The following is a 26,149-nucleotide window of genomic DNA, read 5'->3' as shown; positions in this document are numbered from 1 at the left end:
AGTGCTTTTTGTCTATAATAAAAAAAATTATTTTATACATATTTCAGAAGGTAAAAAATGCCAAAACGCACCGACATTAAAACTATTTTACTTATAGGTTCAGGTCCAATTATTATTGGTCAAGCTTGTGAATTCGACTACTCAGGAACTCAAGCTGTAAAAACTCTAAAAGAGCAAGGCTATCGCGTAGTCCTTATCAACTCTAACCCTGCGACTATTATGACAGACCCTGAGTTTGCTGATAGAACTTACATAGAGCCTATCAAAGAAGATGTAATCGCTGAGATTATAAAAAAAGAAAACGTAGATGCAATTCTTCCAACGATGGGTGGACAGACTGCACTAAATGTAGCTACTAGCATGTATGAAAAAGGTATGCTAAAAGGAATAGAATTTTTAGGTGCAACTCCAGAAGCTATTCATAAAGGTGAAGACCGTTCAGCTTTTAATGAAGCTATGATAAAGATTGGTATGGATTTACCAAAAAGTGAAAATGCTTACAGTGTTGAAGAAGCAATTGAAGTAGTTAAAAAGATTGGTTTTCCCGTAATTAGTAGAGCTTCATTTACACTTGCCGGTGGTGGCTCTGGTGTAGCATATAATATGGAAGAGTTTAAAAAACTAGCAGAAGAAGGCATCTCAGCTTCTCCTGTAAACGAAATCGAAATTATGGAATCTATGCTTGGTTGGAAAGAGTATGAGATGGAAGTTATTCGTGACAAAGCGGACAACTGTATCATCGTCTGTGCTATTGAAAATTTTGACCCTATGGGTGTTCACACAGGTGATTCTATTACAGTAGCACCTGCCCTTACTTTAACTGACAAAGAGTACCAAAGAATGCGTAATGCTTCTTTTGATATCTTAAGAGAGATTGGTGTTGATACTGGTGGATCCAATGTTCAATTCTCAATAGACCCAAAAACAGGTAGAATGATTGTTATCGAAATGAACCCTCGTGTATCTCGTTCTTCTGCTCTAGCTTCTAAAGCTACAGGTTATCCTATCGCAAAGGTAGCAACACTTTTAGCTATTGGTTATACACTTGATGAGATTACAAATGACATTACAGGAACTCCTGCATCTTTTGAGCCTGTAATCGACTACGTTGTAACAAAGATACCTCGTTTTACGTTTGAAAAATTCCCTGAAGCACAAAGCACACTAAGCACTAGTATGAAGTCTGTCGGTGAAGTAATGGCCATAGGTAGAACATTTAAAGAGTCCCTGCAAAAAGCTCTTTGTTCACTTGAAACAGGTCTATGTGGTTTTGAACCCATAGATGCTGATGATGCATTTGTCAAACATGAAATCCGTCGTCCAAATGCTGACCGTATTCTTTATGTAGCTGAAGGTTTCCGTCGTGGTATGAGTGTCCAAGAGATGTTTGATACTTGTCAAATCGATCCATGGTTCCTTTACCAACTAGAGGAAATTCTTCAAGCTGAGACAACGATTACGGATAAAATTCTTTTTGATGCAGATTTTATGAGAAGAATCAAAGTTGACGGTTTTTCAGATAAAAGAATCTCTCAATTAATAGCTAAAAACTCAAATCAAAATGTCAGTGAAAATGAAGTTTACGATAAAAGAAAATCTTTAGGTGTATCTTTAGAGTTCAATGAAGTTGATACTTGTGCAGCTGAATTTGAAGCTCTTACGCCATACCTTTACTCTACAACAAATATTACAGCTTCTCCAACTGCTAAAAATAGAGTTAGTGATAAGAAAAAAGTTCTAATCCTAGGTGGTGGTCCAAATAGAATCGGTCAAGGTATCGAGTTTGATTACTGTTGTGTTCACGCTGCCTTTGCTCTTCAAGAGATGGATATTGAGTGTATTATGTACAACTGTAATCCTGAGACAGTTTCTACTGACTATGATACTTCTGATGTACTTTACTTTGAACCGATTGACTTTGAACATGTTAGAGAAGTTATTGAAAATGAGGAGCCAGATGGAATCATTGTTCACTTTGGTGGACAGACTCCTCTAAAACTTGCAGACGGGCTTACTAAAATAGGTGCTAATATCATAGGAACTACTTCTGCCGTAATCGATCTTGCTGAAGATAGAGAACAGTTTTCTAACTTTGTAAACTCTCACGGGCTTAAGCAGCCTGCTAATGGTTTAGCTCGTAAAAAAGAAGAGGCTGGACCTATTGCTGAGAAACTTGGTTTTCCAGTTCTGGTTCGTCCATCTTTTGTTCTTGGCGGTCGTGGTATGAAAATCGTTTATAGTCATGAAGAGTTAAACGAGTATATGGCATTAGCAATAAGCGTTTCAAACGAAGCTCCTGTTTTAATAGACAAGTTCTTAGATCAGGCTATTGAGCTAGATGTTGATGCTATTTCTGACGGTAAAGAAGTTTATATCGGTTCAGTAATGCAACATATTGAAGAAGCCGGAATTCATTCTGGAGACAGTGCTTGTTCACTTCCTCCTGTAAACTTATCTGATGAAATGATTGAAAAAGTAGAACAGCAGACTAAAACTATAGCACTTGGTCTTGGTGTTATTGGTCTTATGAATGTTCAATATGCAATCTTTCAAGATGAAATATATCTAATCGAAGTTAATCCTAGAGCTTCTAGAACTGTTCCTTTTGTATCTAAAGCAACTGGTATGCCTTTAGCAAAAGTTGCAACTCGCGTAATGGTTGGGGAAACTCTTAGAAGTGCACTAGAGTATTATGACAAATATGACATAGTTCAAGAAGTAAACGGTCTGCTAAAACCAAAACTTAAAGGTCATGTTTCTGTTAAAGAAGCAGTTTTCCCTTTCCATAAACTTTACGGTGCAGACTTGGTTCTTTCTCCTGAGATGAAATCAACTGGTGAAGTTATGGGAATCAGTTCAAACTTTGGTGTAAGTTTTGCAAAAGCTCAACTATCTGCTGGAAACAATATCCCTACAGAAGGAATATGTTTCCTATCTTTTGTAGATACAGACAAAGTTCATGCAGCAGAGATAGCTTCTGGTCTTCACAGGCATGGCTTTAAACTTGTAGCGACTAAAGGTACACAACTGATTATTGAAGAAGCCGGCATCCCTTGTGAACGTGTTCTTAAGATATCTGAAGGTCGTCCAAATATAGAAGACAGTATGAAAAATGATGAGATTGCAATGGCTATCAACACTTCAGACAACAATACTTCTAAGAAAGATGCGGTAGTAATTCGTCAAGAAGTTTTAAGAAAAAGTATTCCATACTTTACAACACTTAGTGCAGCAAGAGCTCTTATCTTGGCACTAGATGAAATGGGTGATGGCTCATGGACAGCTTCTCAAGCTATACAAGACTTTCTCGCTTAAGCGTGAAAGTCATTCTAACTCAAACCGACACAACTGTCGGTTTCTTATCTCAAGATGATAAAAAATTACAAGAGGTAAAGTCTAGAAAACCTTCCAAAGCATTTATAAAAGTCTATAAAAACTTCAAAACACTTTTAGCATCCGGGCATAGAATTCCAGACAAATATAAAAACAGTGTACGTAGATCAAAGAAAACTACTTTCATAGTAAAAAACAAAGCTTTTAGAGTAGCAGACACTTCTCTTGATTCTCAAATATTAAGAGATAAGCTTTGGCACTACTCTACTTCTGCAAATGAATCTGGTAAAAATTTCGATAGAGACTTTTGTATAGAAAAAGCTGATATAATAGTAGAAAATAAAGATGGGCTAAACGAGAATAGCTCGTCTTCTCTTTATATACTCAATCATACAAAAAGGAAAAAGATAAGATGACAAAATTCTTCCAAGCATTTTTAACCGGTATTTTTTTCACATTTCTTTTAGATTTTTTTATATTTTTAGGGATAAAACAAAACTATATAGATTTTTATGAGATAGACCTATACTACAATATATTATTTGCAGATCATCAAAATATATATATTTATATGCTTGTAAGTGCTCTAATTGGATTTATAGTTACATATATAAATAATACAAAGCTTAGTCTAATAGTTATTGGTTTTTTATCTGTCCTATCTCTATCTACTCTAATACCTACTATTGGTCATGGTCTTGGAGAGATGCTATTGATGAAGAAAAATATTACATATAAAGATAGTAAATATACTTATATAGGTGATGTTTACTACGATGGAAGAGCTAAAATAACATTTTATGACTATGAGCTTAAAAAAACAATATTTCTAAATAAAAAGGATTTAATTAAATGAGACATATTTCAAGCGTAGCAGGTGGCGTCGCGCTAGGTAGTGCCGGTGTAATTATGATGAGTGTTCTAAGTGGATGTGAAGCTCCACAAGAAAAGCAACAAAACCGTTATTTAGTAATAGAGCAACAGACTAACGGTAAATACATCGTAGTTGAAGAGATGCCAACTGAAGGTCCTAGTAGAGCTATCATACGTGAAAAAGATGCTAACGGCAATACAACTGAACGTTTTATGAATGAAGCTGAGATGAAAGCTTTGGCAGAACAAGAGTACCAAAAAGTTCAAAACGGGACATCTGAAACTGTTCAAGACGGTGCAGGCAGTGCAGGAATGGGCTTAGCAGGAACAATTTTAGCAGTAGCAGCAGGTTCTTTACTTGGAAATATGATCGGTAATGCACTTATGAACAATAAAAACTTCTCAAAAAATTCTGCTAGTACAAATAAAAGTGCATATAGTCGCTCAGCCGCTTCAAGAGCATCTAAAAGTTCAACTTCAAAAAAAAGCTTTTTTGGCACTAACTCAAAAAGTTCATCTTATGGAAGCAGAAGTTACGGCGGATGATAAAACTTCAAAAATTAAATGCACTTGATGATAGTACACTTGAAGAGCTAGGCTTTACTTGGCACACTGATAGTGACGGCACTAAATATATAAATGATGAGCTAGTAGAGGTTACTCAGACTGAAGCTGAAGCATACTATGAAGCTGGAAATAATATATATGATATGTTTGTAGAGGCTGCCGAATATGTTATTGAAAACAACCTATTTTTTGAATTAGGAATTCCTTTTAATCTAATAGAGACAATCAAAAAAAGCTGGGAGAATGATGTTCACTGGCATATATATGGTCGTTTTGATTTAGCAGGTGGAGTTGATGGTCAAGATATTAAACTTATAGAGTTTAATGCAGACACTCCCACATCTCTTTTTGAGACTACTCTTCTTCAATGGGCACTTCTTAAGCAAAACAATATGGATGAAGAGAAGCAGTTTAATAATGTATATGAAGCAATCAGTCAAAACTTTAAAAGACTGATTACCTTAGATGAAGATATATCATCTTTTGAAGATCGTTATGATGGATGGAAGATACTTTTCTCATCTGTAGAGGGTAATGATGAAGAGGAAGCGACAACAAGACTTCTTCAGCAGATGGCTACAGATGCAGGTTTTAACACAGGCTTTGAATATTTACAAAATGTAAAGTTTGATGAAAATGGAATTTTTGATGCTAATGACAATCAATATGAATATTGGTTCAAGATGTTCCCATGGGAAGATATAGGGAGTGATGAACCTGAACTGGCAACTACACTTAGCACAATCATGCAAAACCAAAAAGCTATCATACTAAATCCTGCATATACCCTACTCTTTCAGTCAAAAGGTATAATGAAAATTATGAGTGATCTATTTCCGCACTCACCATATCTCTTAAAAACATCTTTCGAGCCCTTAGAGGGTACTAAACAGGTTGAGAAAGCTGTATTTGGCAGAGAAGGTGCAAATACTAAAATTATAGATGCTAATGGTAAAGTAGTTGAGCAAATTGACGGACCTTATGATAACTACAAAAAAGTCTATCAAGAGTATGTAGATTTTAATAAAGATGAAAAAGGAACTAAATACCAAGCCGGTGTTTTCTTCGCTTATGAGTCTTGTGGACTTAGTTTTAGAAAAGGTTCTGAAATCATGGATAATATGAGTAAATTTGTGGGTCATGTCTTAGTATAACTTAGAAAAACTCTAAGCTATACTAACAATTATTTAGTCTTACACTCACTTGCAGTTAAATTATCTCTATTTTTTTCAATAAATTTTTTGCCAATACCTTTTACCTTTGTAATGCCTTCAACACTCTCAAAACAATTTTTAGCCCTGTACTCAATAACAGCAGCCGCTTTCTTATCCCCTAAACCTTTTAGAGACATCAACTCTTCTTTATCCGCGGTATTAATATCTACTGCACCAAATAATATACTAAATCCTAAAATAACCATTGCTAAAATTTTCATTTCAACTCCTTTTTTAATTTAAAGTAGTATATAATAAAAATAAATATTTTTCAATAATTATGACAGATTGTCATATATTTGCAAGAAAAACTACTCTTTCACTTCTTTTCTATTAGAATTAATAAACTCCATAAAAAAAACAAAGAAGATAGATAAAATCAAACCTGTCACAAAAGCAACAGTTACAATTAATTTTTTCTTTGGTTGAATTGAATAATTATTTGTAGTTATATTTCCCAAAAGTTTTGTTTCATTTATATTTAGAGGTGATATTTGAAGGTTCAAATCATTTATTTTACTTAATAACTCATACTCAATTTGCTTACTGCCTTCAAATTTTATTTTGCCATCTTCAAGCTCTTTTTTTTGTGATTTTAAATTCTCTATATTTGCTACAATTAATGCTCTATAATCATTTATTATCTTTTTATGATCTTCTTGTAAGGCTGTAACTATTTCATCTAGGCGTTTTTTTGCTTCTTTATTGGAACTAGAGTTAACAACAATTTCTACTAATCCCTCTGTATTTCTCACCAAAGAAATATTTTTAGGAGAATTTTCAATATATTTTATTTGTAATCTTTTAACTAAATTATTAGGATTTTCTAATGTAAAATTACCATTACCATTATTACTATATTTAATGCTTCCTACACTTACTACTGCTTTTGCCTCATATCTCTTTGGCGCAGTATAAGCATAAAGAACAGCTCCTATAGTAATTATAGATGTTATTAATGCTATCTTCATTTTATTCTTCATAAGAGTTTTAAATAGTTCTTTTAAGTCAATCTCTTCTTCTTCATATCTTTGTGTGTTTTGTTGATTTTTTTGCATTTTAATCCTTTATTATATACTTAATTAAGCTGATGATTGAACTCCGGTACTATCTCTTTTAGTTTTACTATTTTATTTTCTGATGACAAAAGTTTTTCAATATCAGCATTGAGTTTATTAATGTCATAATAAGTCGGAGTAGCAACCGTTATGGAATCATAATCAGTTTTAGCATCGCTATCGTCAATTAAAAGCTCTTCGTAGAGCTTTTCTCCTCGACGAAGTCCTGTAAATTCTATTTTTATGTCTTTGTTACCACTTAGTTCAATCATCTTTTTAGCTAAATTTACTATCTTTATAGGTTCACCCATATCTAAAATAAATATCTCTCCGCCTGTTCCTATAGCTCCGGCTTGAAGTACCAATTCACAAGCTTCCGGAATAAGCATAAAGTACCTTGTAATATCCGGATGCGTTACGGTAATATTTTGCCCATTAGCAATTTGAGATTTAAACTTAGGAATAACACTTCCACTACTTCCAAGAACATTTCCAAATCTCACAGCAACTATATCCGTACCCCTACCATTAGAATTTTGTGCATAAAGCTCACATATACGTTTCGTAGTACCCATAACATTAGTAGGTCTTACAGCCTTATCTGTAGATATCATAACAAACTTCTCAACACCATACTTTATAGATGTATCTATAACATTTTTAGTACCTATTATATTATTTACAATACCTTCTTGAATATTTGCTTCAACCAATGGCACATGCTTATAAGCAGCAGCATGGATTACAATATCAGGATTATGCGCTTTAAATGTAGCATCTAAATAATCTATATTTACAACGCTCTGCATTACACAAATAGTATCTGTGTTGTTAATCTCTTCGGAAATTGAATAAAGATTATATTCACTATGATCAAGCAGTATAAGTTTTTTAGCACCAAACTTTTCACACTGTCTACATATCTCGCTACCTATACTTCCACCGGCACCTGTAACTAGAATAATCTTATCTTTTATAAAATCCTCTATTTTTTCTTTGTCTAAATCTTGAGGATGACGGGCAAGTAAATCTTCAACTGATATATCTTTTAGTTGAGTAGAGAGATCTTTACTCTCAAGTATCTCATCCATAGAAGGCAGAATTTTTATCTCTTTAAAATATTTACTTAAATCATTATATATTTCTTTTGTTACTTCTTTAGAAACCGATGGCATCGCTATAACTAGTAAATCAAGTTTATTTTCACCTATACTATTTTTTAATCTTTTTTTTGAAATTACTTTAATTGCATCTATAGATTGGTTTTGTATTTTTTTGTTATCATCAACAAAATATTTAACTCTATATTCACTGTGTGAAAATTCTGATTCTAACTTAACACCAGCCCTCCCTGCCCCATAGATAACAACTGACTTTGTTTTTTCAATACGACTTTTATTTATTACGTAGTAGTAAAAATACATAGTGAAATTTATGGTGAAAAGGTATAAAAATAGTTCAGACACCATAAATGAAAATCTGATTTCACCGTAAAATACGGGTAAGTAAATAAAAAATGCCACTATATATACGAAACTTTTTATAAGGAAAGACTTTTGAGAAGCTTTAGACCATGAGAGAGAATAATCATCAAAAATAAATCTAGAAGCTATCATACGGATGATAATAACACTAACTACTATGTACAATTCAAATGGCTGATGAAATATAAAAAATGTCCACCAAAATGTAATAAATGTAAATACTATAATTACTAAAAAGTTTAATATTCGCTTATCAATATTCATAATTCTCCGAGTGTGTTTTTACAAGCAAATAATACAACATAAGATACTTGATGTCAATTAAAAGACTTTTTCTTATCAATATACTTAATTACAACGTATAAAAGGCTAATAGATAATAAAAATGCAATGAAAACATTTGATATATAATAAATAAAACAGAAAAGTAAAAAGTTCACCAATATTGAAAATATAACAACTTTATTATGAGACCAACCACTTTGAACAAGTCTTTGATAAGCATGTTTTTTATGTGCTTTACTTAATTTACCACCATTTATATATCTTTTCAATAGTGTTATCGTAGCATCGAACCAAAACAATCCGAACAATGTTATCCATATCCATAAATTTAAACTATCTATATTTGCATAATAAATAGTAAAAACAGCAATATTATACCCCAGTAATGTACTACCAACATCACCCATAAATATTTTAGCTTTATGCCAGTTCCAAATCAAAAAACCTAATACTGCAAAAATAAGGACAAGAAAATGGCTTCCACCAAAAAGTAAAAAAGCTGCAAGTCCTAAAAAAATAGCTTCACTGCCTGCATACCCATCTATACCGTCTAAAAAGTTATATAGGTTAATAAACCAAACTATAGTAAAAAGTGCAAAAACATTTGTAATTATCTGGTTTTCAATAGAAAAAAACAACAAATCAATTTGCTGTAATCCATCTAAGAGCCACAGACCTAACATCGCTACAAAAAATTGTGTGACTAATCTAACTTTAGCACTTAATTCATATAAATCATCTAAATAAGACACTACAGAAATTATCACGCCAACAAGTAATGAAAAATATAAAGAATTATTTATATCGTTAATGTAATACAAATATGATATTCCAATAAACCAGGTTATAGCTATAGCAATTCCACCACCGTGTGGTGTTGGTGTTGTATGAGAACTTCTTTCATTTGGTATGTCTACCAAAGATTTTTTAATGGCTACTTTTCTTATGTAGTAAGTAAATGCATATGAAAATATAAATAAAATTACATATATCATTTACTTGTACCCTTAATCATAAATCTAATCCCATCGTCCACACTGTATAAATTTCCATATTCTAAAACTTCTTTAGTAATAATATTATCCACTTCTAAACTACCATAAAGTCTTTTATAAAAAGATGGCTTAACTAACTTCAACAAACTCTCAAAAAATGAAATTTTAACCAGATATACCTTTTGATCTAACTCCCTTGCTATCAATTCAATTAATCTTGTTGTACTCAAAGGCTTATCATCAGAAGCTAAAAACACACCACTCACTTGCTTTTGAATAATTACGTCAATCATATGACACAAATTACCAACATACACCATACTTCTCTTATTCTCTATTTCCCCAAAAGGTAAAACAGGAATCTTGTTTACTAAATTTATAAGATTTTTTATATTTGCATTTACACCATATCCGTAAACTATTGGTGTTCTTATGATAGAAATTTTAAAATTTTTATCTTCTAATTTTTTCAATTCTAACTCTGCCGTTAGTTTAGTTTTTCCATAATCATCTTGTGGCTTACATATAGTATTTTCAGTATAAGCTTTATTCGTCTCTTCACCATATACTTTTACTGTACTCATAAAAACAAAATGCTTAACACCGCTATTTTTAGCTTTTTGAGCTAAGTCTAAAGTTTGAGTTACATTTATTTTTTTGTATTCTTTCATACTTGCACCACCCATTTGATGAACTAATGCTGACAAATGAACAATTGTATCTATATTAGATAAATCTAATTCTTTAAAAATACCATTTAAAAACGAAAAAGTATTTATGTTATGTATATTATTGTATTTATTTGTGAAATAACTTCCAACAAAGCCAGATGCACCTGTAAGTAAAATTTTCATTAGATTATCTTTCCAATAACTCAAGTAAAGAGTTAATAATATTTTCTTTATTAAATATGGTATTTGTGAGATTCTCACTATTTTTTGTGAATTCTTTTATCTCTTTTTCATCTGTTTCTATACATTTTACAAAAGCTTTTTTTATTTCTGAGATACTATTAGGCTTAGCACAGTAACCCAAATTATTATCTTTTATAATATCCGCAGCATCTCCATTAATTATAGCTATTATTGGTCTCTTTGCAGCTATATATGTTTGTACTTTTGCTGGAACAGTCAGTGAAAATATTGGTTTATCTACTAGAGATACTATTAAAAAATCACTTGCACTAAAATATTTATACATCTCATCTCTTGGCTTTCTTCCCCAGAAAATTATATTTTTAAAACTATTTGTATCAACTAAATCATTCAAACATTGTAAATGTGAGCCATCACCAATTATATTTAATTGCACTTTTTGAACATATTCACTTTGTAATTTACCAAATGCCTTTATTATATTGTCAAGGTTTTGCACTTTTCCAATATTACCGGCAAAAGTAAAATGAATTTTATTCTCTTTGGAGAACTCAAATGGTACTAAGTCTGTATTTAATTCGTCAGCCCAGTTTGGCAAATATTTTATCTCTTTATTACTCTGAATATACGGTTTAACTCTTTTTATAAATCCTTTTCCAGACACTGCAAAATTTGAACTATTTTTATATACAAATTTCACAAAACCGTCGAGTAAGTATCCTAGCACTTTTCTTTTTTTAAACCCGTAAGCATAAACACTATCTGGCCATACATCCTGTATCCATAGAGTAACATTTTTATCATAAAATTTTTTTAATAAAATTGCTGGGACCATACCTGTTAATGCACCTATATCAAATCCAAAAATATAGTCATATCTTTTACCAATTCTAAGACTAATCATACTTCCTAGAAACATAAAAGTAAAATACTTTAGTAACTTTTTAAATATACTTTCCCTGTACCCTGTAACAGCCTTGACCCTGTATATATTTATACCTTGATATGTATCTTTAGAATACCAACTATTCCTATAAGCATTAGAAAGTTTTCCTAGTGGATATGTAGGGTTTTGAGTTAAAACGTCTACTACGTAACCTTTTTCTTTCCATCCTAAAGCAATCTCATTTATTTTAAATTCTTCTGGATAAAAATACTCAGTTACAATTAGAATTTTTTTATTTTTCACAGGCACTTTCTTCATTATATTGTGAATAAAGTTTTTTATTATTTAATATTAAATTTACCATCTCTTTTACCATCTCATCATAACTCGGAATAACATAGTTAATCTCTTTTCTAGTATCTATAAAACTTTTGTCAATGTTCTTACCATCTACAGCAATAATTTCAATATCTTTTTTAGTATGTTTCTTAAACAGCTTAAGAAGGTCATTTTTACTTAAAGATGTATTATTTGTCACATGATATAAACCTATTATCTCATTTTCTATTACCAACTTTACTACTTTAGCCAGTTCTACAGTTGTAACACCAGACCAGATTGCTTTTGTATAGCCATTGATACATCCAGATTGCTTCATAAACCAGTGAAATAAACCCTTGCCATTAGTTTTTAACTCTAGTCCAATAATAGATGTTCTCAATGTAATATTAGTATCATCAATTATTTCACCTAACGCTTTAGTTTTTGAGTATGTATCTTTGCCATCTTTATCATCTGTTTCAATATACTTTCCTTTTTCACCTGAAAATACGCAATCTGTTGATATATGAATTAATTTAGCATTGATACTTTTAGCAATATTTTTCAGCTGATACGGTAAATATGCATTAATATAAATAGCATTAGAAACATTACTATTTGCGTCACTTATTAATATACCAATACAGTTAATAATATAGTCTGGATTAATTTTAACAATAGTGTCAGAAAATAAAGCTTGATTTGTAACGTCTAAAATAATTGTTTCTTCTCTAAATTTATTTTTGAATGAAATATCAATAACTTCATACTCATTAAATTGTAAAAAATAATTTACTACCTGGTGCCCAAGCATCCCTGTAGAACCAAGTACTAAAACTCTTTTTTTCATATTAATATTTTTTCCAAACAGTTCTATTTATATAATCAATATAGCTCACAATTATTCGTACTACTTTTTTTGAAACATTTTTGGTATTATAATCCTCGATTAAATTCATACTACTTTCATTATTTTGATTTGTAACAATATTTATAGAAGTTATTATATTATCACTTGTAAGTCCAGACATTATTAATGTTCCCTCATCCATCCCTTCTGGTCTCTCATGAGCTTGTCTTATTGTAATTGCCGGAAACCCTAATATTGAAGATTCTTCAGTTATCGTTCCACTATCAGATATGGCGCAATAAGAGTTCATTTGTAGTGCAATATAATCAAAGAAACCTAATGGTTTCATAAATTCTATGAGTGGATTAAACTTTTTTTTGTTTAATCCTTCAAGTTTCTTTCTAGTACGAGGGTGTGTTGATACAATTACTCTCTTGTTGTATGTTCTTGCTATGACATTTAAAGAATCTAATAAATCATTAAAATTCTGTTCGCTATCTATATTTTCTTCCCTATGAGCACTAACTATGAAAAAAAATTTTTCTTTTAAAGCCAACGTCTCCAATACTTTAGAATTTTCTATATCTTTTTTATAATACTCTAGAACCTCAAGCATTGAAGAACCTGTTTTAATTATAGTCTCAGGTCTTATACCTTCATCAATTAAGTATCTTCTAGCATGCTCAGTTAAAGTCATATTAATATCACTAAGCTGATCCACAATTTTTCTATTTATCTCCTCTGGTACCCTTTGATCAAAACATCTATTTCCTGCTTCCATATGAAAGATAGGTATCTTTCTACGTTTTGCAGATATAACAGATAAACAACTGTTTGTATCACCATAGAGCAAAATTGCATCAGGATTAACTTCTTCAAGTAATTTATCAGACTCTCTGATAACATTAGCAATCGTTTCAGCTGGATTATCTGCTGCCGCATTTAAAAAAAAATCTGGTTTCTTTATTCCCATCTCATTAAAAAAAACCTCATTAAGCTCGTAGTCATAATTTTGCCCGCTATGAACTAAGATATGATCAGTGTATTTTTCAAGCTCTGCAAGAACCCTACTCAACTTAATAATCTCAGGACGAGTTCCTACTATAGTCATCACTTTTTTCATAAATAAATTCCGAACTCTTTTAAATCACTTTGAATTTCTCTAAGGGAAAGCAACATATTTTTCATCTCATTTTCACTTAGTCTGTGCGTATTGTGTGAATGATAATCTTCTGATTCAGTTATTATTTCGCCCTCTTCAAAATATTGATTATAATTCAAGTCCCTAGTGTCAGATGGTATTCTATAATACTGTTCCATATCAACTGCATTTAGCATCTCTTCCCTGGTCAGAAGCGTTTCATAAAGTTTTTCTCCATGTCTTGTACCAATAATTTTAATAATATGCTTTGGACGATTAAGCAAATTTTTCAGAGTATTTGCCAAAAGTTCAATTGTCGCCGCTGGTGCTTTTTGAACAAAAATATCACCATTTTCACCATTTTTAAAAGCGAACATAACTAAATCAACTGCATCGTCTAAGCTCATCATAAATCTAGTCATATTTGGATCGGTTATTGTAATGTTTTCATTATTTTTAATTTGATTAATAAATAGTGGAATTACTGAACCGCGACTTGCCATAACATTTCCATACCTTGTACAACAAATAGTAATTTCGTCACCAAGGTTTCTAGATTTTGCAACTGCCACTTTTTCCATCATAGCTTTACTAATTCCCATGGCATTTATAGGATAAACAGCTTTGTCAGTACTTAAAACTATCACTTTTTTTACACCATACTTAATTGCAGTATTAAGAACATTTTCGGTACCTACTACATTTGTTTTAACTGCTTGCATAGGATAAAATTCACATGATGGCACCTGTTTTAATGCTGCTGCATGAAATATAAAGTCAACTCCTTTTATAGAATCTTCTAGTGAATTAACATCTCTGACATCACCAATATAAAATTTTAATTTATCATTATCATATTTTTTTCTCATATCATCTTGTTTTAATTCATCACGAGAAAAAATTCTTATTTCTTTTATCTCAGTATCTAAAAAATTACGAAGAACGGCATTTCCAAAAGAACCCGTTCCTCCAGTAATTAGTAGTTTCTTATTTCTAAACATTATTTCCACCTTCTTATACAGTTCATTATACTAAAAATTGAATTTAAACTAGATTTATTTATCAGTCAATATATACTTTATCAATTGAAAAAAGTCATCCCATGATTCTTTAAAATCTGCTTTATAATTTTTAAAACTATTCCTTTCTTTAAATTCTTTTAATAAATTTTCACCCCATAACTGAGGTGAATTTATTTTTAACATATTAGCACCTTTATAGTCTCCTATTACCTCTATCGCATAGTCTTCATTAGTACATAATATTGGTTTTCCAAATGATGCTGCTTCAAGCAAAGGCAGTCCAAATGTTTCTAAATAACTAGGAAAAACAACCAGGTCGCATCCATTATAATATGTTAATATTACATCATAAGAGATTCTACCAATAAAATTAAAATTACTTTCTAAGTTATTTTTCATTATTATTTTATAAAGTTCTATATCATTATCTTTTTCAAAAGTAATATAAATACTAAATCTTGAAATATCTTGATTTTTAGATTTTAAATATATTAAGGCATTTACTATCTCAATATTATTTTTATATACAAAAGCTGATGATGGGCAAAAAACAATAAATTTTTCTTCATCAAAAACTTTTTTATTTGATGTTTTATTTATATTTATAATTGGTCTGATAGGAAATATTTTTTCCAATGGAAAATTAAACTTATTTGCAAACTTAGATTTGATCCACTTTGACTGCGTGACAACATAATGTTTTTCACCTAAATTAATTGACATAAATAAAGGATAAATATTTTTATAAAACCATAAAGTTCTTTCTTTTTTATCAAAAAAATTCCATTTTTTATTTACAAATGGTATAGCTTGCATTATATAAGATATTTGTGGAATATTATCGTTTTTAAATCTTATAGTTGTATTTTGTAGTGAAATCACTAGCTCTGGTTTTATACTATTTTTTTGAGACCACCTTTGTAATCCAAACATATCCCAATATATTCTACTTAATCCAGTTCTATACTTTGGATATATATACACTATATTATTCTGAAAATACTTATCTTTTAATGTAACATCAGAACAAAAAATATAAAAAATATATTTATCATCTAACGGTATATTATCCAAGAATTGTTCTAACGTTACTAATCCACCACCTGATGTCAAAGCTGTCGCATTTACTAAAATTATCATATTATTGGGTAACCTCTTATAGAATTTATAAAGTTTACAAACAATCCACTAACATCTGCCTATATATAAGAATCTGAACCATCGAACAGTTGTAATATAAAAAATAAAACACTATTCTACTACCAAACAAAGTAGCAACACTAAGAATTATACTTACTGCCTTTCTATTCGGAGCTAACATATTTATTAGGCAAAATAATGTAACCCCATACAAATAGTATTGGAACTATATACCTAAAATGGGCTATTGGACCCACACTAATCACCAATATAATAAATAAAAACATAAAGGAACGAGAACTAAACATACGAGAAAAGTTCATTATTATACCAATAAAGCTAACAAACCAAGCTGACAGAAGAATAGAGTTCTGTACATTACCAATTATTTCAGCAAAAAATATATCCAAGTAAACCTTTGCAACTGCAATAACATTTCCAACTATTGATAGAATCGGAAAATATAATCTCAATGTGTTTTCATAGTTTAAATATCGATCAGCATAAAATGAGTTAACAAATATTGATTGCAGTATCCAAAAATACACAGGGGTCAGTGTAACGGCCAGAAATAACATTATCTTAATATTATTCCGAAATGTAGAAATAAGTAAAGGTAGTATAGCGATGGCAAAAAATGGTCTAGCTATTAATATTAAAACAAAACTAAACAAAGCTAATTTCAAATCATTCATTAAAATATGTCGATTTAAAATTGTAATTCCTAGAATTAACAAAGCTTCTTTTGTAAATCCTATTGAAAAATAAAAAATTATTGGAAATAATAAAACAAAATATAGTATAGAATACCTTTTCTTTTCCATCAACATGTAATCAACAGCTAATGCAAAAATAATAGAATTTATTAAAATTGACCAAACAATAAATTCAGAAAAAACACTATACATTGAAACAGAGTAAAAATTAACGCCAGAAGTAAATCTAAACTCAGTACCTCTAAGCGATTCATTATAAAAAATCAATTGATCTCCCCAAGCGAGCAAGGATTCAAAGTATGTAGTATTACTAAAATCTCCATTAATAATAAAATAAATAATCATATTAGTACTAAAAATAAATACAAAAATAATAACAGTAATGTATTTGGAATAATTTATTTTCATTAAGTTGCCTTATTTGTTTTTTAGTAACTTTAATAAATCATACCTATTATTATCTATAATAAATTTCAAACTATAATACATAGATTTTGCGTCTTGTTTACCAATAATATTTCTATCTGAGGCTGAATTTACAACAATCCTATACATTAATAATTCTTTATGTAAAAAGTCGAATCTAATATTTTCATTATTTAATAATTGCAACCACAAATAATAATCTTCAACAGATATACAGTCTTCTTCTTCATTAAACTTTTGAAATATTTTTTTTACTAATATCACAGAGGATGTATATATAAATTTATACTGCAGTAATGCTTCCAAGTTATATTTTCGAGATTTTTTTAAATAATTTTTTAAATAATTTAATTTGTTAATACTCTTAGAATTTTCATCAATATTAGTCGCGCTTGTGCTACTAATATTTAAATTATTTTTATTCATAAAATCAAGTTGAATATCCAATTTGGTAGGTTTCCAGATATCGTCTGCATCCAAAAAAGCAATATATTTGCCCTTGGATTTTTCCACACCAATATTTCTAGGTCTTGCAGGCCCTCCACTATTATAATCTAGTTTTATTAATTTTATTCGTTTATCATTAATAGCTTCAACTACTTTAACACTATGATCAGTAGAATAATTATCTACTATAATCATTTCCCAGTTTTGGTATGTTTGATTAAGAACACTTTGTATAGCTTCAACAATAAAAACTTCAGCATTATACATAGGTGTAATTATTGAAACAAGTACTTCATTATTCATTGATGTTTTCCAGTAAATCAAATATTTTATTAACTTCTTCACTCATATTATCAATTATAGTAAAGTTTACTATAGATTTTAATTTGTCATTTTTAACAAAAATATCATCATAACTCATATCATCATTTTCATTTGTCTCTATTTTTATATCTATTTCATATCTTTTTTCATACTCATTTTTGACTAAATTAGCCAATGCTAGTATTTCATAGCTTCTATTTGATGATAAGTTATATATATCATTTGTAGCCTCTTTTTTAAGAACTTTATCTACTATATTAGCCACATCACCCATATATATAAAATCTCTTTTTGCTTTACCATTACTTTTTATAACTATTTTACCATTATCATAAGCTGATTTAGTTAAATCATTTAGTACCAAATACCACTTATTAGTATCTATAAAAGTTGGTGCTCCATAACTATTAGTAACCCTTAATATTGAATATTTTAAATTATTCATATACCCAAATTGCTTAACATAATATTCTGCAAACAAATGTGTAGAAGCATAATCGTTTTTTGGGTTTAGTTCACTACTTTCTGTAACAATTCCACTACTTATTCCATAAACATGAAATGTACTGAAATATATAAAATTTTTTATGTTCTTTTGACTTAAAATTTCCAGTAAATTTCTAGTACCAAGCGTATTTATCTCTAATGCATTTTTTGGATAATCTAATAAATAAAATTCATTAAAACTTGCTGTATGTACACAAAAATCTATATCAAAGTCAAGTTTTTCTTTTAATTCATCTAAATTTGTTATATCAGCTTCAATAAGTTGATATTCAATATTTTTTATTTTATTTTTTGCTTTTCTTGAGAGGATATACACTTCATAACCAAAATTGTATAAATATATACTAATCCAACTGCCCAAGTTTCCAAGGCCACCTGTTATTAAAACTTTACCACTCATTAGGAATACTTCCCTTTGGTATATTTTTATAATCACGAAGTGTAGATATCTTAATAAGTTCAATATTTATAGTACTAATTATAGTTTTCATCTATTTTAAGCTCATTAATTAAAAAAGTTTCAACATCTGTAAAGTTATTTATATCAATAATTTCATTTAATAGTGTTATATCTGCTATTGAAACACTTATTTCATCATTTTGTATATTATTAATTTCAAGGACAATTCCAGCACTCTTTAAAATACTTAAAAAATCAATAACCCTTCTCCCATTTCCGTTAGCAATATTTAAAATATTTGGTAAATTATCCACTGTATAAATTAAATTTTTATACACATTTACTACATCATCTATGTAAATGTAATCTCTAATAGCTTTACCACCATTTATAATATTTAATGCTTTATTACTTAAATAACAATTTTTAATCTTGTTGATTATTGAAAACTTATCATCTCCACCATACATATTAAATACTCTCGCGATTGTATAATTTATTTTATACTCTTTACAAATTCTTTTTATCAACTCTTCATTAGAAACTTTTAATGCACCTTGTAAATTCATGGGTTTAACTTGATCATTTTCTGAACAAAATTTATTATTTCCATATACTGAACTACTACTAGTATAAATAAGCTTATTTATTATTATGTTATTGCTGATGAAGAATGATAATATTCGAGAAGTATTTAAAATAGATTTTGTTATATAATTATCAAAATCTTGATTATCATTTAAGAATGTAGAGGCTTGAAAATTATTTAAAATAACATTTACTCTATTGTCTTGGCAATATTTTAAAAGAGAATCCAAATTATTTTCAATTTCTGATGAAGAAATCAACACACAATCATTAAATTGTTCAGATATTTTGTTCGAAAGATTACTTCTTTTTCCTATAATTAATGTCAATTTAATTCCTTTTGAACATGTTGAAATATGGAATTTTATAGCAATTATTATTTCTTTTATAGATTATCATTTCATCTACCATTTATATATAATATCATCCAGCTTAATGCTATCAGCTTCATTAATATTATGTTCAATTGAGGCCAAGTTTAATAACATATTATTCTTTCCGACACCTTCAAATGCCATCCATAAGTTAGGTTTAATTGTAAGTCTTTGATAGTTATTTTGAGAAAGTTTTACACTAAAAAACTCATTTGTGGAATCATCATAGATAACAAACTTAATTTCACCAAAAGGTACTACTAAATTTAAAACCATTTTTTTATGTTTTTTCCAACCTTTGATATCACCTTTATTAATTGTTGAAAAGTAAGCCTCTCCAAACCCATCAAATCCAATATCACTTTTTTTCATGGCATGAAATACATTACCTTTAGGATTATATATTTGTTTCAGAGGTGTTAAAATTACTCCGTCCAATTTAGCTCTTTATCTTTTGCCATATTTTCATATTCGGAAATCTGTTCTAAAGTTTTTTCTAAAATATTTTTATCTAAATTGTAGAAGTCATAATACCACTCACTCGTAAATCTGACAGTATCCTTGTACTCCAAATTTGCTTGCCATTTCATAAAGTAAAGTGCCTTATCACAATTTAATTTTAATAATCCTGCTTCATGAAATGGAATATTATCAGTAACTATAAAGGCATTATTGATATCTTTATGGTGCCAATACTTGCTCAAATCTTCAAGTAACTCTATCACATTATGATTTTGCTCTGCTCTTGGTCCAAAATTAAAAGCTTCTCCATTCAAAGAATCATCTTCATACAATAATTCTCCTAAATTAAGATATCCGCTTAAAGGTTCCAATACATGTTGCCAAGGTCTAGTAGATTTTGGACTTCTAATCTCTACACTACACTTTTTACTCCATGCTTTCATACAATCAACAACTATTCTATCTCTAGCCCAGTCTCCACCACCAATAACATTACCGGCTCTGCCAATAGATAGTTTTATGTTAGAATCTTTATGTTTAAAAAATGAGTGATAATATGATTTTATTATTAATTCTGCAGCGCCTTTCGAACCACTGTAAATATCCTTTCCACCCATTTTATCATCTTCTTTATATCCCCAAACCTGTTCAACATTATCATAAGCTTTATCGCTAGTTATCATAATCGCAGTACATTTATGATTTGAAGCTTTAAGTGCCTCTAAAATATTTGCAGTACCCATTACATTTGATGATATTGTATCTATTGGATCACTATATGAAGTTGACACAATTGGTTGTGCCGCAAGATGAAATAAAAATTCTGGCTGTTCTGATAATATGATTTCAATAATTTTTGATAAATCTCTAATATCTTCTCTATAATCTTTTATTTCATCTTTTAATCCTAGCTCTTCAAACATGGAAGGAGTTGTTGGAATATCTTTAGAAATACCAATAACATTAGCTCCTAATTTTAAAAGCCATGTAGTTAGCCAGGTTCCTTTAAAACCTGTATGCCCTGTAACTAATACTTTCTTGCCATTATAAATATTATTAAACACTATTTACTCCACACTTTCCAAGGAGCCTTGTTTTCATTCCAAAGTTCATTTAAATCGTTTTTATCTTTTAGGCTATCCATTGGTTTCCAAAAACCTTCATGTTTATATGTAAATACTTCCCCATCTCTTGCTAAATTCTGAAGAGGAGTTTGTTCAAATATTACACTAGGATCATCAGTAATATATTCAAATACTTTTGGCTCACATACAAAAAAACCCGCGTTAATCCAACCTCCATCACCTTTTGGCTTTTCTAGAAAATTTGTAACTTGATTATTATCTTCAATATTTAATGCACCAAATCTACCATCAGGCTGAGCTGATGTCATTGTCATTAGTTTACCATGTGATTTATGAAATTTCACTAACTCTTCTATATTAATATCAGACACACCATCTCCATATGTAAGCATGAAAGGTTCATTTCCAATATAATCTTGTGCTTGTTTAATCCTTCCACCAGTCATAGTATTTAGACCTGTATCAAGTAAAGTTACCTTCCAAGGTTCACTTGAATTATTTAATACTTCCATCTTATTGTTTTTCATGTCAATCGTCACATCACTCTGATGAAGAAAATAATTTGCAAAATACTCTTTTATATAGTAACCTTTATATCCCAGAAGAACCACAAACTCATCAAATCCATATATTGAATATATTTTCATAATATGCCAAAGAATTGGTTTACCCCCTATTTCAATCATAGGTTTAGGTCTAATCTCTGTTTCTTCACTAAGCCTAGTTCCAAAACCACCCGCTAGTAATAATACTTTCATGTTTTTTAATTCCTTCTACTCTATTTATATAAAGTGAAAATTTTATTATTCATAACTTCAATAGAAAATAAATTTTTCAATTTATTAAATGAATAATCTGTAAAATTTTCTTGCGTAATCTGATTTTCTATTAGATAATTTATTTGTTTTACAATTTCATCAATATTGTCGTTGGAAACCAATAATCCACCTTTACTGTTCTCAATTTGTTCAGGAATTCCACCAATACAGCTTGCAATAACTGGAACTTTATATGACATTGCCTCACTTATAACATATGGCAAACCTTCTTGATCAGAAAGAAATACTAACAAGTCAGAAAATTGATACACCTGTGCAATATCTTCCATCCAGCCAATAAATACTACTCTTTTATCAATATTTAATAATTTTGCCTTTTTTTCTAACATTATCCTACTCGGACCATCTCCAACTAATAACAAATTAATATTACTGTCCAGCTTTGTCATAGCATCAAGTAACAAATCTTGCCTTTTTGTTGATCCCAGTAACCCAACCATCGTAATCCATATATTATTATCTTTTTTAATCAATATATTATGACATTTTAACATATTTATTTTATTTATATTTTTTGGGACATTTACTCCTGTATAAATAACATTGATTTTTTTAGATCTAATCTTTGCATTTTGAACTAGTTCTAACTTTATTTTGTTAGAATTTGGCATATAGAAATCAATATACTTATCAGTAAAAAAATCTATTTTTGATTGAATAAAACTAAATATTTTATTGCTATACAAAGGTGTTGTTGAACTTAAAATTGACATACCAATTTTCTCAAATCCCATTCTTCTTGCTGCTATTGCAATTGAAAATGAGCTTAAAGCTCCAGGATATCCTCCATTTACTATCATTAAATTATTGTACTCACGTAGATTATTCAAAATCTTTTTTAATATAAAATAATTTACTAGTATTGAAAAATAATATGTTATAAAATTAAATATTTTAATTATATTATTAGATTTTAATTTTGTATATTCAAAAGAATAAAGTTTTACAACACTATACGTTAAATTATTTTTTTTTGCAAAATCAATAATACGATTATTTTCGCTATTTATTATTATATGAACATCAAATAAATTAAATTTTAAAAAATCAAATATAAACCTTTCTAACCCTCCAGGAAAATAATTTTCTGTATATAAAATTATTTTAATCATTTTTAACAATAAGAATTAGATAACTTGCTATATATTTATTATTCGTATTATTAAAAATATAAGAAAAAGATTTAACAAAAGCTTTAAAAAAGAACCTTACTAATGAATTTTTAATATTATTTGTATTAAAAAGTGCTGGTTCAAATCCACCAATATAATCAATGAAGATTTCTTGTTTATTCTCATTTTTAATCATGTTCCTCATTATCCCTTTGTCCATCATATTTATGTTATGATTTTCTATAATACAAGATCCAGAAATTTTATCAATAAATAATTGTATATAGTAATTAATTCCGCGAAAATTAGGAAATCCTATAGCGACATATCCATCTTTTTTCGTATATTGTAAATGTTTATTAAAGATATCCTCATAATTATCAAAATGCTCAAGAAAACCAAAGGAAGTCACTACGTCATATTTTGGAACAGGTAATTGAGTTAAAAAATCAGCAGTAATAATATTAAACTTACTTTCTGGTATTTTACATACTAAAAGGTTTTCTCTTGTCTTTTCTGCAGCAATATCCACATATTCAAATCCATCTACTTCATAGTTTAATTTTTCATATAAAAAAATCAACCACTTTCCTGGTGCACATCCTATTTCTAATGCTTTTTGATTTTTATTAGCAACTGGAATGTAATCAATAATAGTCTGTCCAATTACTCTATCATTTTTAAAAGTCCAATCTAATTTATTTGGTAATTTTATTTCACCCCAGTAGTCTTTCCAAAACTTTTTATCAGTAATTTCCACTTTTATCCTTCTATACGTAATTAGTTTTTATTGTCAATTTTAAAAAATTTCAAGAGCTATTAGGTACCGATTAATTCATCTTCTATTATCTTAAATACACTCTCTAAATCATTTTCATATGTCAAATAGTTGTATTTATAATAATTATATTTTCTTTTATTATTTAATTCATCTTTTATATCTTCTATCTTTAAACTATTTAGGTCATCTATTGGAATTATTTTTTTATTTAATGCCTTTGTAAAACTACATGGAAAATCATAAAAAAAGCTAATCTCTTTCATAGTAAAAAATAATATAGGCTTGTTAAAATATATTGCGAACATAATAGCAGAAGAGCCTTCATTAATTACAAACTCACTACTTTTTACAAGAGAAGGTGAAGAATCGAAAACAATTTTGTACCCATGAAAAGTCTCTTTATTTAAAAATATTCTAGATTTTGGATGTGCCGATATTATAATTTCAACACTCATATTTTTTTCAATCCATTTAAAAAAATTAACTAATTTTTTTTGATAATCTATTATATTTTTATCTTCATCCTTCCCAAATATATCTTTAAATATGACTGAATCACTCGCATTTATTACATCAGTATCTAAAAATACACAATAAGGTTTATTACTATAAGAATTCGTAGTCATACACATTTCGTAATCCCTACCATGACCATGAATTTTTTTTGTTTTTGGTCCAGCTAAAAAAGGATACACTAATTCATCTTTTGGTGCACCTGTAATATAGATATCAGATTCAAAAGTACCTATCCCATACCTAAATAAAAATTTTCGAAGAACAGGCGCAATAGCTCTTTTAAGATTGTTTAACACTCCACACGGGGCAGAAGTAAGAGGGATACTTCCACTAACATAGGTAACAAATTTTGCATTCGTGTTAATCCTCATTTTATTTAATAGTTTTACTCCTTCAGGAGTTGTTCCAAAAGAAAAAATATAATCATTTTCAGATAGATTATTTATAAATTTAAATAAGTCATTAAGTGTTTCAGGTTCGTAAATATTATCAAATTTTGCATACTTTATATTTACTGCTTCTTTATATCCTGGCAATAAAAATTGATGTGTTTCTAAAATAGAAACATCAAAACCTCTTTCCTTAAAATAATTTATACCTAAATATTTATAATCTCTTTCTATAAGAGGTAACAATGGTATAAATACTATACGTGTTAACCTAAACATTATCAACCTTGTTATTTTTTTATATCTACCAATTTTTTGATTAATATATTATTTATTTCTTACATACAAGAACAAGTTTGTCACTTTTGCCATCAATATATACATATTGCTTAAAATTAGAAAATATTTTAATATCTACAAAACCTGTATTGTTCAACCAATTAGTTAATTCTTTTAAGTTAAAAATCCTTGAATTTTCTTCTTTCTCTTTTACATTACAATCTTCACTAATGTATTTAGACTTAATATTCATAATAGTTGGGCTCAATAATCTATGTTCCCAAAGAGCTATAAAGTTTTCTCCCTTATTTACTACAAATTCTTGAATTATATCCAAATCAGAAGAATTTATTTGTTTTACAATATTTGCAAAAAGACTAACTTCTAATATGAGATATCCGCTTTCATGTAAAGAATCATATATATTATTTAAAATATCAACAATTTCATTTTCATTATTATATAATCCTATATATGAGAATGTATTATCTATACATGTTATTAAGTTATATTTATCATTCTCAAACAAATATTTCCCTATTTCTACATTATGATTTTTTACTTTGAAAAAATCTTCGTCTTTTTTCCATTTTTGCGCAAAATTATATCTACTTTCAGATAATTCTACACAATCAGAAAATTTCAATACCTCTTTATTATCCAATAGATAAGACAAGGCACTACTTCCTGAGCCAATATCCAAAAGTTTAATATTTTCAGTTATAAAATTATTAATTAACAAATATACATCTATTTGTTGTTTTAATCTATTTTTTCTATATTCTTCTAATGACTCTTTATCATATGATTCCAAACTTTCTACATTTTGATAAGCTTTTTTTATTATATCTTTCATCATA

The 26,149-nt window shown here is 28.9% G+C and carries 26 protein-coding genes; 5 read left to right on the top strand and 21 right to left on the bottom strand.

Annotated features, from left to right (window positions below; all coding sequences use genetic code 11):
* Positions 1–57 precede the first annotated feature (57 nt).
* The 5 genes from carB to ABZC13_RS01430 are packed head-to-tail and all read left to right on the top strand — an operon-like array spanning position 58 to position 5,927.
* Positions 58–3,315: a carbamoyl-phosphate synthase large subunit gene (gene carB / locus ABZC13_RS01450; RefSeq protein ID WP_372998927.1), complete on the top strand. Its 3,258-nt coding sequence runs from the start codon at positions 58–60 to the stop codon at positions 3,313–3,315.
* A complete protein-coding gene (locus ABZC13_RS01445) occupies positions 3,276–3,749 on the top strand; it encodes a hypothetical protein (RefSeq protein ID WP_372998924.1) in 474 nt (157 codons plus the stop codon). Before carB ends, ABZC13_RS01445 begins: the two co-directional genes overlap by 40 nt.
* The gene (locus tag ABZC13_RS01440; RefSeq protein WP_372998921.1) at positions 3,746–4,189 is read left to right on the top strand and encodes a hypothetical protein; all 444 of its coding nucleotides are present in this window, start codon (positions 3,746–3,748) and stop codon (positions 4,187–4,189) included. The genes ABZC13_RS01445 and ABZC13_RS01440 overlap by 4 nt, the downstream gene beginning before the upstream one ends.
* Complete coding sequence (locus ABZC13_RS01435; RefSeq protein WP_372998918.1) at positions 4,186–4,752, top strand: hypothetical protein; 567 nt, start codon at positions 4,186–4,188, stop codon at positions 4,750–4,752. Before ABZC13_RS01440 ends, ABZC13_RS01435 begins: the two co-directional genes overlap by 4 nt.
* Positions 4,749–5,927, top strand: coding sequence for a glutathionylspermidine synthase family protein (locus tag ABZC13_RS01430; protein ID WP_372998915.1), 1,179 nt, complete (start codon positions 4,749–4,751; stop codon positions 5,925–5,927). The genes ABZC13_RS01435 and ABZC13_RS01430 overlap by 4 nt, the downstream gene beginning before the upstream one ends.
* Positions 5,928–5,956: 29 nt before the next feature.
* On the opposite strand, the gene ABZC13_RS01425 is transcribed toward ABZC13_RS01430, so the two are convergent.
* From ABZC13_RS01425 to ABZC13_RS01325, 21 genes are all read right to left on the bottom strand, one after another.
* A complete protein-coding gene (locus tag ABZC13_RS01425; RefSeq protein ID WP_372998912.1) occupies positions 5,957–6,208 on the bottom strand; it encodes a ComEA family DNA-binding protein in 252 nt (83 codons plus the stop codon).
* Between the two features lie 90 nt (positions 6,209–6,298).
* Complete coding sequence (locus tag ABZC13_RS01420) at positions 6,299–7,045, bottom strand: Wzz/FepE/Etk N-terminal domain-containing protein (RefSeq protein ID WP_372998909.1); 747 nt, start codon at positions 7,043–7,045, stop codon at positions 6,299–6,301.
* Between the two features lie 20 nt (positions 7,046–7,065).
* Positions 7,066–8,793, bottom strand: coding sequence for a UDP-N-acetylglucosamine 4,6-dehydratase (configuration-retaining) (gene pglF, locus ABZC13_RS01415; RefSeq protein WP_372998906.1), 1,728 nt, complete (start codon positions 8,791–8,793; stop codon positions 7,066–7,068).
* A gap of 53 nt (positions 8,794–8,846) precedes the next feature.
* A complete protein-coding gene (locus ABZC13_RS01410; RefSeq protein WP_372998903.1) occupies positions 8,847–9,809 on the bottom strand; it encodes a glycosyltransferase family 4 protein in 963 nt (320 codons plus the stop codon).
* A complete protein-coding gene (locus tag ABZC13_RS01405) occupies positions 9,806–10,663 on the bottom strand; it encodes an NAD-dependent epimerase/dehydratase family protein (RefSeq protein WP_372998900.1) in 858 nt (285 codons plus the stop codon). The genes ABZC13_RS01410 and ABZC13_RS01405 overlap by 4 nt, the downstream gene beginning before the upstream one ends.
* Before the next feature lie 4 nt (positions 10,664–10,667).
* On the bottom strand, positions 10,668–11,873 hold the full coding sequence (locus ABZC13_RS01400) for a glycosyltransferase family 4 protein (RefSeq protein ID WP_372998897.1): 1,206 nt from the start codon (positions 11,871–11,873) through the stop codon (positions 10,668–10,670).
* Complete coding sequence (locus ABZC13_RS01395; protein WP_372998894.1) at positions 11,863–12,741, bottom strand: dTDP-4-dehydrorhamnose reductase family protein; 879 nt, start codon at positions 12,739–12,741, stop codon at positions 11,863–11,865. The genes ABZC13_RS01400 and ABZC13_RS01395 overlap by 11 nt, the downstream gene beginning before the upstream one ends.
* Before the next feature lies 1 nt (position 12,742).
* Positions 12,743–13,864: a non-hydrolyzing UDP-N-acetylglucosamine 2-epimerase gene (gene wecB / locus ABZC13_RS01390; RefSeq protein WP_372998891.1), complete on the bottom strand. Its 1,122-nt coding sequence runs from the start codon at positions 13,862–13,864 to the stop codon at positions 12,743–12,745.
* Positions 13,861–14,883, bottom strand: a complete 1,023-nt coding sequence (locus tag ABZC13_RS01385) for a polysaccharide biosynthesis protein (RefSeq protein ID WP_372998889.1) — start codon at positions 14,881–14,883, stop codon at positions 13,861–13,863. Before ABZC13_RS01385 ends, wecB begins: the two co-directional genes overlap by 4 nt.
* Before the next feature lie 54 nt (positions 14,884–14,937).
* Complete coding sequence (locus ABZC13_RS01380) at positions 14,938–16,044, bottom strand: glycosyltransferase (protein ID WP_372998886.1); 1,107 nt, start codon at positions 16,042–16,044, stop codon at positions 14,938–14,940.
* 164 nt (positions 16,045–16,208) lie between these two features.
* Positions 16,209–17,168 carry a hypothetical protein gene (locus tag ABZC13_RS01375; protein ID WP_372998883.1) on the bottom strand — a complete coding sequence of 320 codons (960 nt, stop codon included), beginning with the start codon at positions 17,166–17,168 and terminating at the stop codon, positions 16,209–16,211.
* 9 nt (positions 17,169–17,177) lie between these two features.
* Complete coding sequence (locus ABZC13_RS01370) at positions 17,178–17,936, bottom strand: glycosyltransferase family 2 protein (protein ID WP_372998880.1); 759 nt, start codon at positions 17,934–17,936, stop codon at positions 17,178–17,180.
* A complete protein-coding gene (locus ABZC13_RS01365) occupies positions 17,929–18,864 on the bottom strand; it encodes an NAD-dependent epimerase/dehydratase family protein (RefSeq protein WP_372998877.1) in 936 nt (311 codons plus the stop codon). Before ABZC13_RS01365 ends, ABZC13_RS01370 begins: the two co-directional genes overlap by 8 nt.
* Before the next feature lie 74 nt (positions 18,865–18,938).
* The gene (locus tag ABZC13_RS01360) at positions 18,939–19,781 is read right to left on the bottom strand and encodes an NAD-dependent epimerase/dehydratase family protein (RefSeq protein WP_372998874.1); all 843 of its coding nucleotides are present in this window, start codon (positions 19,779–19,781) and stop codon (positions 18,939–18,941) included.
* Between the two features lie 75 nt (positions 19,782–19,856).
* On the bottom strand, positions 19,857–20,264 hold the full coding sequence (locus ABZC13_RS01355; protein ID WP_372998871.1) for a WxcM-like domain-containing protein: 408 nt from the start codon (positions 20,262–20,264) through the stop codon (positions 19,857–19,859).
* Positions 20,252–21,352, bottom strand: a complete 1,101-nt coding sequence (gene rfbG, locus ABZC13_RS01350) for a CDP-glucose 4,6-dehydratase (RefSeq protein ID WP_372998868.1) — start codon at positions 21,350–21,352, stop codon at positions 20,252–20,254. Before rfbG ends, ABZC13_RS01355 begins: the two co-directional genes overlap by 13 nt.
* Positions 21,352–22,131 (bottom strand): glucose-1-phosphate cytidylyltransferase, encoded by a 780-nt coding sequence (gene rfbF, locus ABZC13_RS01345; RefSeq protein WP_372998865.1) that lies wholly within the window; start codon positions 22,129–22,131, stop codon positions 21,352–21,354. Before rfbF ends, rfbG begins: the two co-directional genes overlap by 1 nt.
* Before the next feature lie 20 nt (positions 22,132–22,151).
* Positions 22,152–23,324, bottom strand: a complete 1,173-nt coding sequence (locus ABZC13_RS01340) for a glycosyltransferase (protein WP_372998862.1) — start codon at positions 23,322–23,324, stop codon at positions 22,152–22,154.
* Positions 23,317–24,084: a class I SAM-dependent methyltransferase gene (locus ABZC13_RS01335; RefSeq protein WP_372998859.1), complete on the bottom strand. Its 768-nt coding sequence runs from the start codon at positions 24,082–24,084 to the stop codon at positions 23,317–23,319. Before ABZC13_RS01335 ends, ABZC13_RS01340 begins: the two co-directional genes overlap by 8 nt.
* Positions 24,085–24,143: 59 nt before the next feature.
* Positions 24,144–25,289 (bottom strand): hypothetical protein, encoded by a 1,146-nt coding sequence (locus ABZC13_RS01330; RefSeq protein ID WP_372998856.1) that lies wholly within the window; start codon positions 25,287–25,289, stop codon positions 24,144–24,146.
* 52 nt (positions 25,290–25,341) lie between these two features.
* On the bottom strand, positions 25,342–26,148 hold the full coding sequence (locus tag ABZC13_RS01325; RefSeq protein ID WP_372998853.1) for a class I SAM-dependent methyltransferase: 807 nt from the start codon (positions 26,146–26,148) through the stop codon (positions 25,342–25,344).
* Position 26,149 lies beyond the last annotated feature (1 nt).

It is taken from the genome of Sulfurimonas sp., from assembly GCF_041563035.1.
Classification (GTDB): domain Bacteria; phylum Campylobacterota; class Campylobacteria; order Campylobacterales; family Sulfurimonadaceae; genus Sulfurimonas.
The sequence above is the reverse complement of the archived record's forward strand: the minus strand, read 5'-3'. Positions and strand labels throughout refer to the sequence as shown.

Excerpts from the sequence above, each read along its gene's own strand:
- ABZC13_RS01380 (WP_372998886.1), bottom strand. The coding sequence starts at position 16,044 with ATGATAATTTTAGTAAATGCGACAGCTTTGACATCAGGTGGTGGATTA.
- ABZC13_RS01410 (WP_372998903.1), bottom strand. The coding sequence starts at position 9,809 with ATGATATATGTAATTTTATTTATATTTTCATATGCATTTACTTACTAC.
- ABZC13_RS01375 (WP_372998883.1), bottom strand. The coding sequence starts at position 17,168 with ATGAAAATAAATTATTCCAAATACATTACTGTTATTATTTTTGTATTT.
- rfbF (WP_372998865.1), bottom strand. The coding sequence starts at position 22,131 with ATGAAAGTATTATTACTAGCGGGTGGTTTTGGAACTAGGCTTAGTGAA.
- ABZC13_RS01445 (WP_372998924.1), top strand. The coding sequence starts at position 3,276 with ATGGACAGCTTCTCAAGCTATACAAGACTTTCTCGCTTAAGCGTGAAA.
- carB (WP_372998927.1), top strand. The coding sequence starts at position 58 with ATGCCAAAACGCACCGACATTAAAACTATTTTACTTATAGGTTCAGGT.
- ABZC13_RS01395 (WP_372998894.1), bottom strand. The coding sequence starts at position 12,741 with ATGAAAAAAAGAGTTTTAGTACTTGGTTCTACAGGGATGCTTGGGCAC.
- ABZC13_RS01365 (WP_372998877.1), bottom strand. The coding sequence starts at position 18,864 with ATGAGTGGTAAAGTTTTAATAACAGGTGGCCTTGGAAACTTGGGCAGT.
- ABZC13_RS01370 (WP_372998880.1), bottom strand. The coding sequence starts at position 17,936 with ATGAATAATGAAGTACTTGTTTCAATAATTACACCTATGTATAATGCT.
- ABZC13_RS01340 (WP_372998862.1), bottom strand. The coding sequence starts at position 23,324 with ATGATTAAAATAATTTTATATACAGAAAATTATTTTCCTGGAGGGTTA.
- ABZC13_RS01385 (WP_372998889.1), bottom strand. The coding sequence starts at position 14,883 with ATGTTTAGAAATAAGAAACTACTAATTACTGGAGGAACGGGTTCTTTT.
- ABZC13_RS01425 (WP_372998912.1), bottom strand. The coding sequence starts at position 6,208 with ATGAAAATTTTAGCAATGGTTATTTTAGGATTTAGTATATTATTTGGT.
- ABZC13_RS01440 (WP_372998921.1), top strand. The coding sequence starts at position 3,746 with ATGACAAAATTCTTCCAAGCATTTTTAACCGGTATTTTTTTCACATTT.
- ABZC13_RS01330 (WP_372998856.1), bottom strand. The coding sequence starts at position 25,289 with ATGTTTAGGTTAACACGTATAGTATTTATACCATTGTTACCTCTTATA.
- ABZC13_RS01405 (WP_372998900.1), bottom strand. The coding sequence starts at position 10,663 with ATGAAAATTTTACTTACAGGTGCATCTGGCTTTGTTGGAAGTTATTTC.
- ABZC13_RS01430 (WP_372998915.1), top strand. The coding sequence starts at position 4,749 with ATGATAAAACTTCAAAAATTAAATGCACTTGATGATAGTACACTTGAA.
- ABZC13_RS01325 (WP_372998853.1), bottom strand. The coding sequence starts at position 26,148 with ATGATGAAAGATATAATAAAAAAAGCTTATCAAAATGTAGAAAGTTTG.
- wecB (WP_372998891.1), bottom strand. The coding sequence starts at position 13,864 with ATGAAAAAAGTGATGACTATAGTAGGAACTCGTCCTGAGATTATTAAG.
- ABZC13_RS01420 (WP_372998909.1), bottom strand. The coding sequence starts at position 7,045 with ATGCAAAAAAATCAACAAAACACACAAAGATATGAAGAAGAAGAGATT.
- ABZC13_RS01435 (WP_372998918.1), top strand. The coding sequence starts at position 4,186 with ATGAGACATATTTCAAGCGTAGCAGGTGGCGTCGCGCTAGGTAGTGCC.
- pglF (WP_372998906.1), bottom strand. The coding sequence starts at position 8,793 with ATGAATATTGATAAGCGAATATTAAACTTTTTAGTAATTATAGTATTT.